The sequence below is a fragment of the Streptomyces sp. NPDC041129 genome (assembly GCF_055592265.1).
The window spans coordinates 472,427-489,411 of record NZ_JBVIYV010000001.1; the positions used below are offsets into that span (position 1 = coordinate 472,427).

15 protein-coding genes are annotated in these 16,985 nt (G+C 74.3%); 7 read left to right on the plus strand and 8 right to left on the minus strand.

All coding sequences use genetic code 11. The annotated features are described in order from the left end of the window. Window positions 1-53 precede the first annotated feature (53 nt). Complete coding sequence (locus ACZ6B1_RS02085) at window positions 54-1,493, plus strand: APC family permease (RefSeq protein ID WP_468774071.1); 1,440 nt, start codon at window positions 54-56, stop codon at window positions 1,491-1,493. A 155-nt stretch (window positions 1,494-1,648) separates the two neighbouring features. Here ACZ6B1_RS02085 and ACZ6B1_RS02090 read toward each other — a convergent pair whose 3' ends face one another. The 7 genes from ACZ6B1_RS02090 to ACZ6B1_RS02120 all read right to left on the minus strand — a co-directional run bounded on the left by ACZ6B1_RS02090 (window position 1,649) and on the right by ACZ6B1_RS02120 (window position 8,246). Beyond that, window positions 1,649-2,350: a GntR family transcriptional regulator gene (locus tag ACZ6B1_RS02090; protein WP_468774073.1), complete on the minus strand. Its 702-nt coding sequence runs from the start codon at window positions 2,348-2,350 to the stop codon at window positions 1,649-1,651. Window positions 2,351-2,356: 6 nt separating this feature from the next. Further along, window positions 2,357-3,358: a proline racemase family protein gene (locus tag ACZ6B1_RS02095; RefSeq protein WP_468774075.1), complete on the minus strand. Its 1,002-nt coding sequence runs from the start codon at window positions 3,356-3,358 to the stop codon at window positions 2,357-2,359. A gap of 66 nt (window positions 3,359-3,424) precedes the next feature. Next, window positions 3,425-4,321 carry a dihydrodipicolinate synthase family protein gene (locus tag ACZ6B1_RS02100; RefSeq protein ID WP_468774078.1) on the minus strand — a complete coding sequence of 299 codons (897 nt, stop codon included), beginning with the start codon at window positions 4,319-4,321 and terminating at the stop codon, window positions 3,425-3,427. A 111-nt stretch (window positions 4,322-4,432) separates the two neighbouring features. Continuing rightward, window positions 4,433-5,836: an FAD/NAD(P)-dependent oxidoreductase gene (locus ACZ6B1_RS02105; RefSeq protein ID WP_468774080.1), complete on the minus strand. Its 1,404-nt coding sequence runs from the start codon at window positions 5,834-5,836 to the stop codon at window positions 4,433-4,435. After that, entirely contained in the window at window positions 5,829-6,131 is a 303-nt protein-coding gene (locus ACZ6B1_RS02110; RefSeq protein WP_468774082.1) for a (2Fe-2S)-binding protein, read from the minus strand. The genes ACZ6B1_RS02105 and ACZ6B1_RS02110 overlap by 8 nt, the downstream gene beginning before the upstream one ends. Next, the gene (locus ACZ6B1_RS02115; RefSeq protein WP_468774084.1) at window positions 6,128-7,309 is read right to left on the minus strand and encodes an NAD(P)/FAD-dependent oxidoreductase; all 1,182 of its coding nucleotides are present in this window, start codon (window positions 7,307-7,309) and stop codon (window positions 6,128-6,130) included. The genes ACZ6B1_RS02110 and ACZ6B1_RS02115 overlap by 4 nt, the downstream gene beginning before the upstream one ends. A gap of 70 nt (window positions 7,310-7,379) precedes the next feature. Next, window positions 7,380-8,246: a hypothetical protein gene (locus tag ACZ6B1_RS02120; RefSeq protein WP_468774086.1), complete on the minus strand. Its 867-nt coding sequence runs from the start codon at window positions 8,244-8,246 to the stop codon at window positions 7,380-7,382. Window positions 8,247-8,428: 182 nt separating this feature from the next. On the opposite strand from ACZ6B1_RS02120, the gene ACZ6B1_RS02125 reads away from it, so the two are divergent. The 3 genes from ACZ6B1_RS02125 to ACZ6B1_RS02135 all read left to right on the plus strand — a co-directional run bounded on the left by ACZ6B1_RS02125 (window position 8,429) and on the right by ACZ6B1_RS02135 (window position 11,564). Beyond that, entirely contained in the window at window positions 8,429-8,551 is a 123-nt protein-coding gene (locus tag ACZ6B1_RS02125; protein WP_468774088.1) for a putative leader peptide, read from the plus strand. 196 nt (window positions 8,552-8,747) lie between these two features. After that, entirely contained in the window at window positions 8,748-9,644 is an 897-nt protein-coding gene (locus ACZ6B1_RS02130) for a glutathione S-transferase C-terminal domain-containing protein (RefSeq protein WP_468774090.1), read from the plus strand. A 135-nt stretch (window positions 9,645-9,779) separates the two neighbouring features. Continuing rightward, window positions 9,780-11,564 carry a LuxR family transcriptional regulator AbsR2 gene (locus ACZ6B1_RS02135; RefSeq protein WP_468774092.1) on the plus strand — a complete coding sequence of 595 codons (1,785 nt, stop codon included), beginning with the start codon at window positions 9,780-9,782 and terminating at the stop codon, window positions 11,562-11,564. A gap of 33 nt (window positions 11,565-11,597) precedes the next feature. Here the strand turns inward: ACZ6B1_RS02135 and ACZ6B1_RS02140 are convergent, their stop codons facing one another. Then, window positions 11,598-14,213, minus strand: a complete 2,616-nt coding sequence (locus ACZ6B1_RS02140; protein WP_468774094.1) for a CHAT domain-containing protein — start codon at window positions 14,211-14,213, stop codon at window positions 11,598-11,600. A 146-nt stretch (window positions 14,214-14,359) separates the two neighbouring features. Here ACZ6B1_RS02140 and ACZ6B1_RS02145 point away from each other — a divergent pair, with 146 nt between their 5' ends. The 3 genes from ACZ6B1_RS02145 to ACZ6B1_RS02155 are packed head-to-tail and all read left to right on the plus strand — an operon-like array spanning window position 14,360 to window position 16,904. Continuing rightward, window positions 14,360-15,784, plus strand: coding sequence for a S8/S53 family peptidase (locus tag ACZ6B1_RS02145; protein WP_468774095.1), 1,425 nt, complete (start codon window positions 14,360-14,362; stop codon window positions 15,782-15,784). After that, window positions 15,781-16,419: an RNA polymerase sigma factor gene (locus tag ACZ6B1_RS02150; protein WP_468774097.1), complete on the plus strand. Its 639-nt coding sequence runs from the start codon at window positions 15,781-15,783 to the stop codon at window positions 16,417-16,419. The genes ACZ6B1_RS02145 and ACZ6B1_RS02150 overlap by 4 nt, the downstream gene beginning before the upstream one ends. Beyond that, a complete protein-coding gene (locus tag ACZ6B1_RS02155; RefSeq protein WP_468774100.1) occupies window positions 16,416-16,904 on the plus strand; it encodes a hypothetical protein in 489 nt (162 codons plus the stop codon). The genes ACZ6B1_RS02150 and ACZ6B1_RS02155 overlap by 4 nt, the downstream gene beginning before the upstream one ends. Window positions 16,905-16,985 lie beyond the last annotated feature (81 nt).

Below are 16,985 nucleotides of genomic sequence, written 5' to 3' on the forward strand. Positions count from 1 at the left end.
AAGAACCGCCCTCCCACGAAGGCCGTCACCGCCCGCCCCTTGAAGGAGTTCCGATGTCACTTCGGCCGACGCTGCGTCAGCAGCTCTTCAGACGCAAGCCCTTGCACACCTTCACCAGCGAGCCGGAAGGCGGCGGTCTGCGCCGGACCCTGGGTCCCTTCCAGCTCACGATGATCGGGATCGGCGCCACGATCGGCACCGGAGTCTTCTTCCTCCTCGGCAGCGCGGTTCCGGAAGCCGGACCGGCCGTGATCGTGTCCTTCGCCCTCGCCGCCGTCGCCGCGGCCCTCACCGCGCTCTGCTACGCCGAACTGGCCTCGGCGGTGCCGGTGTCCGGCTCCTCGTACTCCTACGCGTACGCCACCCTTGGCGAGTTCGCGGCCTGGGCCGTCGGCTGGTGCCTGCTGCTGGAGTACGCCGTATCCGGCGCCGCCATCGCGGTGAGCTGGGGCCAGTACCTCAACGACCTCACCCAGCGCCTCTTCGGCTTCCAGATGCCCGACGCGATATCCGCCCCGCCGGGCGCAGGCGGATACATCAATCTGCCAGGCGTCGTCCTCGTGGGCCTGTGCTGCCTGCTCCTGGTCCGAGGCGCCAAGGAATCGGCGCTCGTCAACACCGTCATGGTGCTGATCAAGCTCGGTGTGCTCGTCCTGTTCATCGTCGTCGGCACCACAGGTTTCGACTCCGCGAACCTGCGGCCCTTCGCCCCCATGGGCACGGCCGGCATCAGTACCGCCGCAGCCACCGTCTTCTTCGCCTTCATCGGCCTCGACGCGGTCTCCACCGCCGGCGAAGAGGTCCGCAACCCCCGCCGCACCCTGCCCCTGGCCATCGTCGGCGCCCTGATCGTGGTCACCACCCTGTACATCCTGGTGGCCGTCGTGGGCGTCGGCGCCCAGCCCTGGACGGCCTTCGCCGGACAGGAGGCAGGTCTCTCCGCCATCCTCGGCGACATCACCGGGGCGGGGTGGCCCGCCGTCCTGCTCTCCGCCGGGGCGGTGCTCTCCCTCGTCAGCGTCACCCTCGTCGTGCTGTACGGGCAGAGCCGCATCCTCTACACCATGGGCCGCGACGGCATGCTGCCCTCGATGTTCCGCCGCGTCAGCCCGCGCAGCGGCACCCCAGCCGTCGCCACCCTCCTGACCGGCGGCTTCGTCGCGCTCCTCGCGGCGGTGTTCCCCCTCGACCTGCTGGCCGACCTCACCAGCATGGGCACCCTCGCGGCCTTCGCCGTCGTCTCGCTCGGCGTGATGATCCTGCGCCGCACCGCCCCGGACCTCGACCGCGGCTTCCGGGTCCCCGGCTACCCCGTGGTCCCCGTCCTGTCGATCCTGGCCTGCGCCTACCTCATGTACGAACTGCCGCTCGACACCTACCTCCTCTTCGGAGGCTGGCTGACCCTGGCCCTGGTCGTCTACCTCCTCTACAGCCGCAAAAACTCACGGCTCGACGAGGCAGCCGAGCCCGCTGGAGAACAGACCATGTCCTGACATGCAAGGTTGCACCCCTGTGCCGGATGGCGATCAGGGCATCGTCCCGACTTGTGAGCACGCAGGTCAGGGGGCGTGTCGGAGTGATCCGATACGGCCCTTCGGTCATTTCATGGGGTCTTGCGGCTTCGGGTCCGCTCCGCGGCCCGGCGGCTTCAGTCGCCGGCCGCCGCCCACAGGCCGCGTACATGGCCCAGGTGCCGGGTCATGACCTCGCGCACGGCCTTCTCGTCCCGCTCCAGCAGTGCGTCCAGGAGTTCGAGGTGTTCCTCGGCGGAGGCGAGCAGCCGGCCCGCCTCCACCAGGGACGTCAGTCCGTAGAGCCGGGAGCGGCCACGCAGGTCCGCGACCACCTCCACCAGGTGGGCGTTGCCGGCCAGGGCGAGCAGGCCGAGGTGGAAACGGTTGTCCGCCTCGACGTAGGCGATCAGGTCGCCGGCCGCGGCCGCGGCGACGATCTCCCGGGCCGCCGGGCGCAACGCCTCCAGGGAGACCCGGTCGGCCGTCCGGGCCAGGTCCACCACGGTGGGTGTCTCGATCAGGGCGCGGATGTGCGTGTACTCGTCGAGCTGCCGCTCGGAGACCGCGGTGACCCGGAAGCCCTTGTTCGGCACCGTGTCGACCAGGCCCTCCTTGGCCAGGTCCAGCATGGCCTCGCGCACCGGCGTCGCCGACACTCCGAAGCGGGCCGCCAGCGAGGGCGCCGAGTAGACCTGCCCCGGCCGCAGTTCGCCCGCGATCAGCGCGGCCCGCAGCGCGTCGGCGACCCGCTCGCGGTAGCTGCTCCGCCGGCCGCCGAGGCGGGGGAGCGCGGGTGCGTCCGCGTCCTGCGGTATCTGTGCCATGTCACGCATCATCGAAGTCTAGAGGACGAACCCCTCCGGGAAGGGGTCGGCCGGATCGAGCAGGTACTGGGCGGTGCCGGTGATCCAGGCGCGGCCGGTGAAACTCGGCAGCACGGCGGGGAACCGGCCGACCCGGGTGGTGCCGAGCAGCCGGCCCGTGAAGTGGGTGCCGATGAAGGACTCGTTCACGAACTCGGTGTGCAACGGCAGTTCGCCCCGCGCGTGCAACTGCGCCATGCGCGCACTGGTCCCCGTCCCGCAGGGGGAGCGGTCGAACCAGCCCGGGTGGATGACCATCGCGTGCCGCGAGCGGCGGGCGGTCGCGTCCGGCGCGTGCAGATGGACGTGGTGGCAGCCGCGGATCGACGGGTCCTCGGGGTGCACCGGCTCCGCCTCCGCGTTGATCGCCCGCATCAGCGCGAGGCCGGCCGCCAGGATGTCGTCCTTGCGGTCGCGGTCGAAGGGCAGGCCGAAGGCGTCGAGCGGGAGGATGGCGTAGAAGTTGCCGCCGTAGGCGAGGTCGTAGGTGACGGTGCGGCCGTCGGGGAGGGTGGCCTCGCGGTCCAGGGCCACCGCGAAGGAGGGCACGTTCCGGAGGGTGACGTCGCGGGCCGCTCCGTCCTCCACCGTCACCTCCGCGACCACGACCCCCGCCGGGGTGTCGAGGCGGATGGTCGTCACCGGCTCCACCACCTCCACCATGCCGGTCTCGACCAGCACGGTCGCCACGCCGATCGTGCCGTGCCCGCACATCGGCAGATAGCCGGAGACCTCGATGTAGATGACGCCCCAGTCGCAGTCGGGCCGGGTGGGCGGCTGCAGGATCGCGCCGCTCATCGCGGAGTGCCCGCGCGGCTCGTTCATCAGCAACCGCTTGATGTGATCACGGTGCTCCCGGAAGTACAGCCGCCGCTCGTTCGTCGTCGCACCGGGTACGGTGCCGATCCCGCCGGTGATCACGCGGGTCGGCATGCCCTCGGTGTGCGAGTCGACGGCGTGCAGGACGTGCTTGCTGCGCATGCTCCGGCCTCTCTGTGGTGGCGTCGTAGCGTCCGGCTGGTCGGGCTTCTCGCCGCGGCTGGTGCGTCAGGCGAGACCCGCGGCCACGGCCTTCTCGGTGGCGGCGCGGACGGCCACCTCCTGCTCGGGGAGCAGCGCGACGCGCGGAGGGCGCACCGGCCCGCCGTGCCGGCCGACCACGTCCATGGACAGTTTGATCGCCTGCACGAACTCCACCCGTGAGTCCCAGCGCAGCAGCGGGTGCAATCGCCGGTAGAGCGGAAGCGCGGCGCCCAGGTCCCCGGCCGTCGCGGCACGGTACAGCTCGGCCGAGGCCCGGGGGAACGCGTTGGGGTATCCGGCCACCCAGCCCTTGGCGCCGGCCACGGCGAGCTCCAGCAGAACGTCGTCGGCACCGATCAACAGATCGAGGTCCGGAGCGAGTTCGGCGATCCGGTAGGCGCGGCGGACGTCGCCGGAGAACTCCTTGACACCGTGGACGTGGCCCTCGCCGTGCAGCCGGGCGAGGAGTTCGGGTACGAGGTCGACCTTGGTGTCGACCGGGTTGTTGTACGCCACCACCGGCAGACCCGCTCGCGCGACCTCGGCGTAGTGCGCCAGCACGGACCGCTCGTCGGCGCGGTAGGCGTTGGGCGGCAGCAGCATCACGGCCGCACAGCCGGCCTCGGCCGCCTGCTCCGCCCACCGCCGGGCCTCGGCCGAGCCGTACGCCGCGACGCCCGGCATGACCCGCGCGCCGCCGATCGCGGCGACGGCCGTCCTCACGACCTCGGCGCGCTCCTCGGGGGTGAGCACCTGGTACTCGCCGAGGGAGCCGTTGGGCACGACACCGTCGCAGCCGTTCTCTACCAGCCAGGCGCAGTGCTCGGCGTACCGGTCGTGGTCCACCGAGAGGTCCGCGCGGAGCGGGAGCGCGGTGGCCACGAGGACGCCGCGCCAGGGGCGGCTCTGCTGGAGCGTCATGAGTGGTCCCCAATCGAATAGGGTGTGACATTTTACTGAGGCTGCGGGGGGTGGGGGTGGGGTCGTGGTCTACGGAACGGTGCGGGTGCGGGTGCGGGGTGGGCGGGCCGGTCAGTCCGGTTGTGGCTCAGGCAGTCCGGCCAGTACGCCGAGCGGTACCGGCCGGGCGAACGGCCGGCGTCCGGGGGTGAAGGGGCAGCCGGTCAGCCCGGCCACCGCGGGGCCGCACATCCGGCCCTGGCACCAGCCCATTCCGGCGCGGGTGAGCAGCTTCACGGTGCGCGCGTCCCCGGCTCCGAGGGTGCCGGCCGCCTCGCGGACCTGCCCGGCGGTGACCTCCTCGCAACGGCACACCGTCGTGTCGTCCGTCATCCGCTCGGCCCAGTCCGCGGGCGGCGCGTACACCGCGTCCAGCGCGGCGGAGAACGCCCGCAGCCGGGTACGGGCCCGGGCGGCAGCGGCCCATGCGCGCGGGTCCGGGGCGGTGCCGTGCAGGCGGGCGGCCATCGAAAGGCCGGCGACGTGTCCCTCGGCGAGCGCGAGGTCGGCGCCACCGATGCCGGTGGCCTCCCCGGCCGCCCAGACGCCCGGCACGTCGGTGCGCTGCTCGGGGTCGACGCGGACGTCGGTCCCGGCCAGGGTGCAGCCGAGCGTCTCGGCCAGGTCGGTGTGGGGCAGCATCCCGTGCCCCACCGCGAGGGCGTCGCACGGAAGGCGGCGGGTGGTGCCGGGCGCCAGCCGCCCGTCCCGGTCCAGCGCGGCGACGGTGACCGCCTCGAGCCGGTCGGCGCCGTGCGCCTCGACCACGGTGTGCCGGGCCAGGGGACGCACCCCGTACCTCAGCAACCGGGCCGCGTACCAGGCGCCTTCGGCGAGTTTCCCGGGGTGCCCGGCCAGCGCCGGAGCCTGCCGCAGCAGGGCCCTCCGGCCGGCGGACTCCACCAGCGCGGCCACCCGGACGCCCGCCTCGGCGAGCCCCGCCGCCACGGGGAGCAGCAGCGGACCGGTGCCGGCGACGACGACCGTGCGGCCGGGCACCACCAGTTGGCCCTTCAGCATGGCCTGGGCGCCGCCCGCGGTGACGACTCCGGGGAGCGTCCAGCCGGGGAAGGGCAGCACCCGCTCGTAGCCGCCGGTGGAGAGCAGCACCGCGTCGGCGCGTAAGGTGACCCCCTCCTCCAGTGCCACGCCGCGCAGGGCGTGCACCGCGAACCCTCCGGAGGCGGGAAGCCGCTCCACGCACCAGACATGGTGATCGTTCAGGTGAGTGATCATCCCGGTGGCGCGATGCCGGTCCAGCGTGTCCCGCAGCCGTTCCCAGGTGCGTGCCTGGGGGCGGGGTGCGGGCGGGTGGCCCGCCGCCAGGGCGGCGGCGGGCTGCCGGTGGATCTGGCCGCCCGCCCGCTCGGCCGCGTCGACCAGGGTCACGCGCACGCCGCGCGCGGCCGCGGCCAGAGCACCGGCCAGCCCCGCCGGACCCGCCCCGACGACGGCGAGATGCGGTCGCTCAGTCATCCTCGTGTCCCGTACCCTCCTGTGTGCGGATCGCGTCGCCCGGCTCGAGCGGGACCAGACAAGCCCTTTGGTTGGGGCGTCCGTTGACGGTCACCAGGCAGTCGAAGCACACCCCGATCCCGCAGAACACCCCGCGTGGCCGGCCCTCGACGCGTGTGCCGCGCCAGGAGGTCACACCCGCCGCCCACAGCGCTGCCGCGACCGTCTGTCCCGGCAGTGCCTCCACGGGCCGGCCGTCGAAGGTGACGGTGAACGCGGCGGACGGATGCGCCCCGGCCGGCTGCGAAGGGGTCACGGCGTCTCGCCGCCTCTCGTCGCCGGGGGAGTCCCGGGTGTCCCGAACCGGTCCGGGCGGAACGGGCCGAGATCCAGTTCCGTCGCTTTCCCGGTCAGTGCCTGCGCTATCAACTGCCCGGTCCCGGTGGCCAGTCCGATGCCGGCGCCCTCGTGTCCGCAGGCGTGCAGCAGTCCGGGTACGCGGGGGTCGGGGCCGATCGCCGGGAGGTGGTCGGGCAGGTAGGGCCGGAAACCCGCGTACGTCCGCAGCGCGCGCACCCGCTCCAGGAAGGGGAACAGGCCGATCGCGCCGGCCGCCAGCGCTCGTACGGCGGGCAGGGACAACGCGCGGTCGAAGCCGACCCGTTCACGGGTCGCCCCGATCAGGACCGGCCCGGCGGCGGTGCCCTCGACGACCGGCGAGGTCCGGAGCGCGGCCGAGTCGCTCGCGACGTCGGCCACGTAGTCGGCGGCGTACACCTTGTGCCGGACCGCCCGCGGAAGCGGCTCGGTGACCAGTACGAAGCCGCGCCGGGGGAGGACCGGGAGGTGAACGCCCGCCAGGGCGGCGAGTTCGCCGCCCCAGGTGCCGGCGGCGTTCACCACGGCCGGGGCGTGGAGGTCGCCCTGGGCGGTACGGACCCCGCGTACCGCGCCGTCCGGCCCGCGCAGCACGCCGGTCACGGTCAGGCCGGGGTGCAGCCGGGCCCCCGAGGCGCGGATCAGGTGGGCGGCGGCGAGGGCGGGCATGACCTGGGCGTCCTGGGGGTAGAGCACCCCGCCCGCCAGACCGGGGGCCAAGTGGGGCTCCAGGTCCGCCAGTTCCCGGGCATCGGCCCGGTCGGCGTCGACTCCCGCGGCTCGTTGGCGTTCGCTGAGGTCGTGCAGTGCGGAGAGTTCACCGGGCGTCTTGGCCACGACGAGGCCGCCCTTCGGCTCGTACTCGATCGCCGGACCGGACTCCTCCGCGAGTCGCGCCCACAATCGGGCGGACAGCAGGGCCAGTTCGAGTTCGGGACCGGGAGCCTTGTCGGAGACCAGCAGGTTGCCCTCGCCTGCGCCGGTGGTGCCCCCGGCGACCGGGCCGCGGTCCACCACACTCACGTCGAGACCCGCCCGCGCGGCGTACAACGCGCAGGCCGCACCCACGGCACCGGCCCCGACGACCACGACATCACAGGTCAGTCGCATCGTCACAACAGTAATATGTCACATGGCGCAGTGTCGGGACAGACCCCCGGCGAAGGCGAGGTCGCGCTGCGGGCCGTCAGTCCAGCGTGGTCGGGGTCGGGGACGGGGTCTTGCCGGCCAGCACCTGCTGCAACCGCTGGGTGCCCTGCTGGACCGCCGTCTCCGTGCTGTCGTGGTCGACGCCGGACGGGCCGCCGTTGGTGACCAGGATCCCCGAGGAGCCGACCCGGACGGCGGCCACATCCAGCTTCAGCGTGACGGGTTCTCCGTCCGAGGTGCCCCGAACCGTCAGGGTGAGGCCCTGCCTGCCGTCCCCCACGGCGGGCAGCGAACTGCTCACGACCTGCACCGTCCGCTTGCCGCCGTCGGAGCCGGTCACGGTGAACTGGTCGCAGGTGTCCGTGAGGCTCTTCATCCAGTCCAGGGACTTCTCCAGCGATCCCTTGCCGTAGTCACCCACTTGGTAGAGCAGCCGGGCGTCACCCTCGGTGAAGCCGGTGAGCGCCGACGCGCCGACCGGCCGGCCCAGCAGGGTGTCGGAGTACAGGCTGTCGAGCAGCTTCTGGCAGTCCTGGGAACCGGTTTCGCCGTTCAGGAACGAGGCGACGTCGACCTTGCCGACCAGCAGCTTGTCGCGCCAGTTCGACGCGTTGTTCACCTGCGTCCACGCGTCCTCGAGGTCGGCCTCGGTGATCAGCGCGGCCTTCGCCCCGTTCGTGGTCAGCGCCCGCGAGGCCGACGCGGAGGGGGAGGACGCGGAAGGGGAGGACGACGTCGACAGGGAGGACAGGGACGGGGAGGACGGGGACTGCTGCCTCGCCGCCGGGGAGGCGGGCGCGGCCTCCGGGGATCCGGTGTCGCCCGCGCAGGCGGCGGTGACCAGCAGAGTCCCCGTCGCCAGCGCCGAGGCGAGAGCACGTGCGGGGCGGGACGGACGGTCCATCGCGGCGGCCTCCTCAGAGCGCGGTACGTCCCTCCACATCAGCACCGGGCCGGTCGGCCGACGAGTGCAGTGTGGCGTTCGAGTGACCCGTGCGGGTCCGCCGTGTGGACGTCCTCTTGACGTCGCGGCACGCCGGATCGACACTCCAGGGAAAGGGAATCCCAGCGAACGGGTAGGGAATCATGGTGCGCCTCGAGACGGTGGCCGGCCGAGCGGGCCGCACGCCGCCCCACGCACCCCTTCTCACCTCCCGCCTGCACATCGACCTGCTGCGCGTCTGCAGCGCGATCGGCCTGCACCGCTGACAGCCGGTGACGGTGAGGCGACGGCCGACGGCTCGGCCGGCAGCCGACCTCCGACCGCTCTCCTCCGACGGTTGACCGCTGATCGCTGATCGCTGACCGCTGACCGCCGTACGCCGAGCCGGTAAGCCCGCGCCCTCGTCGCACCCATGCCGCATTCGCCGCGCACGCCTCCGCGCGCCCGCACCAGGGGAGACGCATGTCCATCGCTCCGCTCGCCGCCGTCCCGTCGCTCCGCCGCCCCGCCCCCGCCTTCCGAGGCCGGATCGGGCAGGACGCGCGCAGCGGCCACTACGCCGTCCCGCACCGCTACCGGCTCCATCTGTCGACCGGGTCTCCCGAAGGACTGCGCCTTGCCGTCGGCCACCGTCTGCTCGGGCTCGACGGCAGTTGTCCGGTGACCTTCCTGCCCGCCGAACCGGACCAACCCGACGGCGGGCACTCGGCGTTGCGCCCGCTGTACGAGGCGAGCGCGCACCACTACACCGGGCCCGCCCTCGCGCCGGTGCTCAGCGACGACTGGTCCGGACGCATCGTCAGCACACACGCTCCGGAGATCCTCCGCGACCTGGACCGCCTCCGCCCGAACTGCCGTGCCTCGCTGTACCCGAGCGGCGCCGAGAGCGAGATCGAGGCCGTGGAGCGGCTCTGTGCCGACGACATCCAGCGGGCGGCGCGACGCGCCGGCCGGGCCGACGCCGGTCCGGCCGACCGGGCCTCCGCACTGGAACGCCTGCTGGACACGCTGGGCCGGCTGGAGCGCTACCTGACGGGCGAGGAGTTCCTGGTCGCCGGCCGCCTGACCGCCGCCGACGTCGAGCTGTGGGTGGCACTGGTCCAATTGGACACCGTGCACAGTGATCGTCTCGACGCCCCGGCCGTGCACCGCCTCGCCGGCCACCCGGTGCTGTGGGGCTACGCCCGGCGGCTGGCCGCCCACCCGGCCTTCGCCGCTCACCTCGACGGGACCGCTCCGTCGGCCGACCGGGCCGTACCGCTGCTTCAGGAGCGGGACTTCCAGGCCGCTCGCGGCCCATCGCGCCGCGCCGGGGACACGATGGCGAGGCCGGAGGACGTCTCCCTCCCCCGAAGGTGACGTCCCCCGACCGCTCCCCCTGTGCCCGACTGTGGCCTGGACCGCCAGAGTGCCGTATCCGGTCGGCCGGGCGCCTGAGTAGAGGGGTACTCAAGTCGCCCTGTATCAGAACTGAGCAGGAGCGCTCCTGTTCGTGTGACGACTCACGAACAGGACGCGAAGACACTGGAACTGCCCTGGCCGTTCACCGGGCGGGAGGACGAACTGGATCTGGTCCGCCGGGCACTGGCCGCAGGAAGGCCGGGCATCGTGGTGACCGGGCCGGCCGGCCGGGGCAAGACCCGGCTGGTCAAGGAGGCGGTCCGGGGCCTGGACTGCGCCCGGGTGACCGGAAGTCCCGAGATCCGTGGCCTGCGCTTCGCGGCCTTCGCACACCTGCTGCCCGACACCGCCTCGCTGCACCGCGCGGTGCGGCTCCTGTCCGGAGTGCGCCTCCTCGTCGTCGACGACGCTCATCTGCTCGACGAGGCCTCCGCCGCGCTCGTCCACCAGCTCGCCGTGCACGCAGGTACCCGGCTGGCGGTGACCGCCACCGACGGCGCGCCCGCGCCCGCCGCCGTCTCCAGACTGTGGACGGGGGAGCTGTTGCCGCGCCTGCCGTTGCCGCCGCTGCCCCGCGAGGACACCGACCGGCTCCTCGCCGCGGCCGGGCTCGAACCGCTCACCATGGGACGGCTGCACCGGCTGTGCCAGGGTGATCTGCGGCTGCTCCGTGACCTGTTGGGGGCGCTGCACTGCTCCGACGCCCTGACCGCCGTCCCGGGCGGCGGCGGGTGGGCGTGGCGCGGACCGGTCCCGGTCACCGCGACCGTCCGCGAGCGGCTGGCCGCCGTCCTCGACCGGCCCTACCCCGACGAGCGCGAGACACTGCACCGGCTCGCCTTCGCCGGGCCCCTGCCGCTCGCCCTGGACGTCCTCGGCCTGGACGTGCTCGAACGCCTGGAGCAGGAAGGGCTGATCGACGTCGACGACCACGGCACCGTCACCCTCGCCCACCCCTTGCACGGACCGGTCCTGCGCGCCACCGCCGGCCCGCTGCGGGCACGCCGGCTGGCCCGCACCCCGGACCGCTGCGGGCCGGCTCTCTCGGCCGAACGAACCACGCTGGAAAAGCGGCTGGAGCGACACGACGTAAGGGCCGTGCCGACACCGGTCGGCGACTGGCTGCTGTCCGAGGGGCTGCCGGTCCCGGGCGGGTACGCCGCCGTACGCGCCCGGTACGCCCGGCTGCGCGGAGAGCTGCGCGAGGCGGCCGCATGGGCGCGCGAGGGCCTGCGCGCGGCACCGGAGGACAGCGGCTGCCGTACCGAACTCGACTTAGCGGCAAATCAATTCGGCGACATCAGGGGGACGGGGGTGTGGGCCGCGGCGGCACGGGGCGACGTCGGGGGCGCGCTGGACCGGATCGCCGGGGACGAGACGTCGGCGCTCTACGACGCCGTGCGGCTGGGGGCGCCGGAGCGGGTCACGGGGCGGCTGCCGGGCGACGGTGTGTTCGCCCGGCACGCCGACGCGCTCGCCCGCGGCGACGGCCCCGCCCTTGACCGGGCCGCCGAGGCGCTGGCGGAGCGCGGCTTCCTGCTGTTCGCGGCCGAGGCACACGCACAGGCCGTACCGGCCCACCGCGACCCGCGTGCCGCCCGCCTCTCCCGCACCCGGGCGCTCGCACTGGCCCGCCGCTGCCAGGGCGCCCGCACACCGGCGCTCTCCGGGCTCGTCCTCGGCGAACTCACCGCACGGCAACGGCAGATCGTCGCCCTCGCCGCGTCCGGCCTCAGCAACCGGCAGATCGCCGAGCGACTCACGCTCTCCGTCCGGACCGTCGGCAACCACCTGTACGGCGCCTACGCCCGCCTCGGTGCGAGCGACCGCGGCGCACTGCCGTGCCTCACGGACTCGCCGGCGGCGGAGCCCGCCTGACCGCGAGAGCTCACCCGGCGTGCGGGCTCCGCCTCATGCCGCCCCGAACGCCGCGAACGCCCACCCCGTCGCCTGGTGGACCGCGTCGCCCGGCTGGGTGGCGCGGGCGTCAAGGAGGGACTCGGCCAGGGAGAGGCCCGCGTCCAGGCCCTTGTGCAGGGCGAGCATCAGCGGCACCACGGCCGCGTCGTTGACCGGCGCGCTGCTCGCCACCACCCCGGCCGTGCCCAGCGGCAGCAACGCGGTGACCAGGCCCAGCAGTTCGTCCGCGCCGACCGAGGCGAGCCGGGCGGTGTCGCAACTGGAGAGGATGATCCGGTAGGGGCTGCGGGCCAGCCGCTCGAAGTCGTGCACGATGAGCGGCCCGTCGGCCATCCGCAGAGCGGAGAACAGCGGGCTGTCCGCGCGGAACGTGCCGTGCGCGGCGAGATGCGCGAGGGCCGCGCCGTCCAAGTGCTCCAGGACCCGGGGCACCCGCGCCGCCCGCCCCTCCAGCACCGTCGCCGCCGCACCGTACCGGCCGGCCAGCTCGGGCACCTCCGCGCCACCCGTGGCCAGACCCGGGCCGCGGACCAGCACATGCCGCCCGCCGCGCGGCGGCGCCGTCTCCCGGGCCCGCAGCCAACTGCCCGCCGACGGCGACACACTGAGCACCCGCTCCCGCAGGGCAGGCAGCAGCGCCCATGGCACCCGGTGCAGCGCGCCCGGCGGCACGATCACCACCGGGCCGGACCCGAGATGCGCCGCGGCACCGCCCAGCAGCAGCTCCTCCAGGCGACGGCCCGCCGCTTCCACCAGCGGCAGCCGCGCCTCGCCGCCCGGATGCGCGAGCCGGCGCAGCCCGGCCTGCACGTGCTCCGCCTCGGCCACCGCCTCCGCGAGCGCCCCGCCCGCGAACCGCCGGACCCGGCCCCGCCCACAGAGCAGGATGTGCACCCGGCCGTCCACCACGGCGAGTTCGACCAGCCGGGCGTCGCCGAGACGGTCCAGCAGCCGAGCCGTGTCGAAGCGGTCGCCGTCGCCGGGGGAATCGCCGCGCATGTGGTGGGTGCGGGAGCGGATCTCCCGTTCCAGCCGCCGCTGTTCGCGTTCCAGAGTGGCCACCGGGCGGCCCTCCATCCGCGCCTCCTCCGCGCGGGCCGCTATCTCCCGGTAGGCGGTGATGCCGCCGAGCAGCGCCGGATCGGCGGGCGGCCGGGCGGGCGGCGCGGCCAGCACGGTCGCCCGCCAGCGCTCGCTCCACGTCAGCAGCCGCCGCGGGCCGCCGTGCGCCAGGCTCACCTCCTGGGCCAGCGCGGCCAGTTCGGCCCCCTGCGCGGTGGCACGGGCCCGCAGCTCGGAGGCGCCCAGTGTCATCCGGTGGTCGTCGAGCACGGCCAGGCCCCGCCGGCAGGCATGCAGCACACCGCGCCCGGAACCGGCCGCCCGGGCGCGCAGCGCCTGCGCCACCCAGCCCGTCACCCTGGCCGGCGGCGGACCGGAGTACCGGCTGCGCGCCGCGGCCGCCAGATGCCGCTCCGCGTCCGCCGTCCGGCCCAGCCTCAGCGCGATCCGCCCGGCGAGCAGCGAGGCCTCCGGCGCGGCCGGCGAGCCGAAGGAGGCCAGCCGCTCGGCGACCCGCGCCGCGTCCGCGACCAGCCGGCCCGACCCGGGCCCCGCCGCCGCCCGCGCCTCGGTCAGCACCAGCCGGGCGTGCGTCTCCCACCAGGTCCGCCGCTGCCTGGCGAACAGGCGTACCGCGTGGGCGGCGCGGTCGGTCGCGATGTCGTCCTTCCCGGCCGAGCGGGCGGCGCGTGCGGCGGCCAGCAGCAGCTCCGCCTTACGGGTGGACTGCCCGCCGATCCGGTCCAGCAGCGCGATCGCGGTGTCCGCCTCGGCCAGCGCCTCGGGGGCGAGCCCGGCGGCCATCAGCACCTCGCAGCGCCGCACGGACAGCATGAAGGTGGGTGTGCCGAGCTTGGCGTACCGCTCCTCGGCCTCGTCCAGCAGCCGGAGCGCGGCCGGGATGTCCCCGGAGCGGAACGCGGCGAGGCCCCGGCTCTCCACCGCGTCCGCCTTGTCGTGCTCCTGGCCGGTGGTGTCCCACAGCCGCTCCGCCGCCGTGAAGTCCGCGACCGCCCGGTCCACCGCGCCCAGCGCCAGATGCACGGTGGCCCGCAGGGTCAGCGCCCGCGCGGTCCAGATCCCGTCGCCGGCCTGCCGCAGTGCCGGAAGCGCCCGCCGTACGTCCTCCAGCGCCTCCCGGTGATGCCCCAGCACCCACCACACGTAGGCCCGCCGGTACCGCACCCGTGCCCTGGTGTGTCCGCTGCCCCGCGCGACCCCCCGCTCGAACGACGCCAGCCCCTGCCTGGTGCGCCCCGCGTGCACCAGTGCGACCCCCAGGGTGGCGAGCACGTCCGCCTCCCGCTCCGCCGACTCGGCGCGCGCCGCCAGGTCCCGGGCCCGGCGCAGATGCCTGAGGGCGATCCTCAGATCGCCGAAGTCCCGCTGCCAGATGCCGAGCACCTGGTGCGCGACGCTGGCGTGCAGCGGCGGCGGGCCGGTGTGCAGCACGTGTTCCGCGCGTGCCCGGGCCTCGCCCGGGTCGGCGAAGACCATAGGCAGCAGTTCGAGGACCGACTCGCTTCCCGCTGTCACGCCTCGCATGGTAGTGGCCTGCGCAAACCCGCCCCACGGGTTCGCCGTTGTCACTCGCGGCCGTACCCGCCGCGCCCACCGGCTGCGTCAAGCTGTATCAATCGGTCGCCGGGCGACTCTGACTGTCGGAGAACGTCTCAGGGGGAGGACACACCATGGCACCTCAGCGATTCCACGAACAGTTCGACCACATCCAGCGCGCGATGCCCGGCACCGCCCTGGCCATGGGGCCGGACGACGCCGCGGAGTTCCTCTACGAGAAGGGTGTCGTGCTCGCCCGCGACGGCGAGGAGGCCCGGCTGGTCGAGGACACCGTGCGCGGCCACTTCACCGACACCCAGGGCCTGGTCCCGGACCATGTGCGCCGGACTGGCCCGGAGACCAACCGCACCGGCGTCACGCGGATCCGGGTCGGCGACCCCACCCTCGGCGATGACGTCGTCCCGCACGCCCTGGGCGCCCTGCGGGAGGCCGAGGGCCGCCGGGGCCGCCGCCTGGTCAGCCGCAACCACGTCGTGCACATCGCGGTCAACGCCTGCCCCGGCGACGAGCCGGTCCCCGCACCGCGCAGCGAGCCGCCCAACCCGGCCCCGGTGGAGGCCCCGTACGATCCGGACACCGCCGTCGGCGTCCTCGTCATCGACACCGGCCTGGTGCGGGACTACGGCTCCTACCCACTGCTCGCCCACACCGCCGGCGACCCGCAGGTCAGCGAGACCGGCCCCGACGGCGCGCTGCGGCAGTACGTCGGGCACGGCACGTTCATCGCCGGAATCGTCGCCGCCGTCGCCCCCAACACCGACGTCACCGTGCGCGGCACGCTCGCCGACGCGGGCGCCGTCCTGGAGTCGGAGTTCGGCGCCAAACTCTTCGAGGCCGTCGACCGTGGAGGCTGGCCCGACATCATCAGCCTCTCGGCCGGCACGTCCAACGGCCGCACCGACGGCCTGCTCGGCCTCGACGCGTTCATGCGGGAACTGCGCGAGCGGGGAACCCTGTTGGTCGCCGCCGCCGGCAACAACGCCAGCGACAACCCGTTCTGGCCGGCCGCCTACGCCGCCCTGCCCGAGTACGAGGACTGCGTGCTGTCGGTCGGCGCGCTGCGCGGGGACGGCGAGTCCGGCGCCTGCTTCAGCAACCACGGCCCCTGGGTCCGGGTCTACGCCCCCGGCGAGCGCCTCACCAGCGCCCTCACCGGCTTCCGCTCACCCGTGCCGTACGTCTACCAGCACTCCACCTACGACGCCTGCCGGTACGGCTTCGGGTACGTCTGCACCTGCCAGTACCCGCGGCACACGGGCGTGCTGAGCGAGGCGCGGGAGAGCTCCGCCGGCAAACCCGACCAGGTGATGTTCGACGGCCTCGCGCAGTGGAGCGGCACGTCCTTCGCCACCCCGGTCGTCGCCGGGCTCGTCGCCGCCCACATGACGGCGCACAAGGAGCGCGACCCGCGCGCGGCCCGGGCCCAACTGCTCGGCTCGGTCACCGAGTCCGCCGAGGTGCGCGGGGCGCACGTACCGGTGCTGCGGCCTTCCACCTGGCGGCCGACCCCCGTCTCGATCCCGGTCCGGCCGGTATGAGGGCCGGAACGCTCCCCTCCACGGCGTACGATGACGTGCCGTACACGAGGGGTGGAGCCGTGGACCGTACAGAGGTCGGCGCGCTGGTCCGGTCCGCGGTCGACGGTGACGCGGCGGCCTGGAAGGCGCTGGTGGAGGGACTGAGTCCGCTGGTGTGGTCGGTGGTGCGCGCACACCGGCTCTCCGACGCCGACGCGCACGAGGTCTACCAGACCGTGTGGTTCCGCTTCGCCCAGCACCTCCACCGTCTCCGGGAACCGGACAAGGCGGGCTCCTGGCTGGCCAGTACCGCCCGGCACGAGTGCCTGAAGGTGCTCAAGGGGCTGACCCGGCTGACGCTGACGGACGACCCGCAGGTGCTGGACCGGGCCAGCGAGGAACGGACGCCGGAGCAGTCGCTGATCGACTCCGAGGAGGAGGCCGCGCAGGCCGAGCGGATCCGCCGGCTGTGGCAGGAGTTCGAGGCGCTCGGCGAGCGCTGCCGGCAGTTGCTGCGGGTGCTGATGGCCTCGCCGCCGCCGAGCTATCTGGAGGTATCGGCCGCGCTCGGCATCGCGGTCGGCAGCATCGGCCCGCTGCGCCAGCGCTGTCTGCGCCGGCTACGGGCCCGGATGGACGCACGGGAGGCGGCATGAGCGGCATCCACGACGACGACGCCCTCACCGAAGAGGGTTTCGACGAGGCCGGGTTCGACGGGGGCCTGCTGGAGGAGGAACTGCGCCAGGCGGCCGCCGTGCTGGACCCGGTCCCGGCCGAACTGCGCCAACTCGCGCTGGCCGCCTACGCGCTGCACGACCTGGACGCGGACATCGCCGAGCTGACCTTCGATTCGCTGGTGGACGCGCTGCCCGTCAGGGGAGTACCGGACGCGCCACGAATGCTGACCTTCCGCGCGGGCGGCCTGACCGTCGACATCGAGGTCACCGGGGAGGGCCTGATCGGTCAGGTACTGCCCCCGGGCCCGGCCCGCGTCGAGGTCCTGGGCGGCCTCCAGGCGGCCCGCCCCGTCACCGTCGACACTCTCGGCCGCTTCACCAGTGACACCCCACCCACCGGCCCGTTCGCCCTGCGGCTCCGCACCGACGGCCAGGTGGTCGTCACGGAGTGGCTGCGGGCCTGAGGGCCGGGGGGCGCCGGAGCCAGAACCGGGTCCGGCGCCCGACGGGCGGGGCCGTGCGTCCCGCGGGCCGGTGTGGGCGGC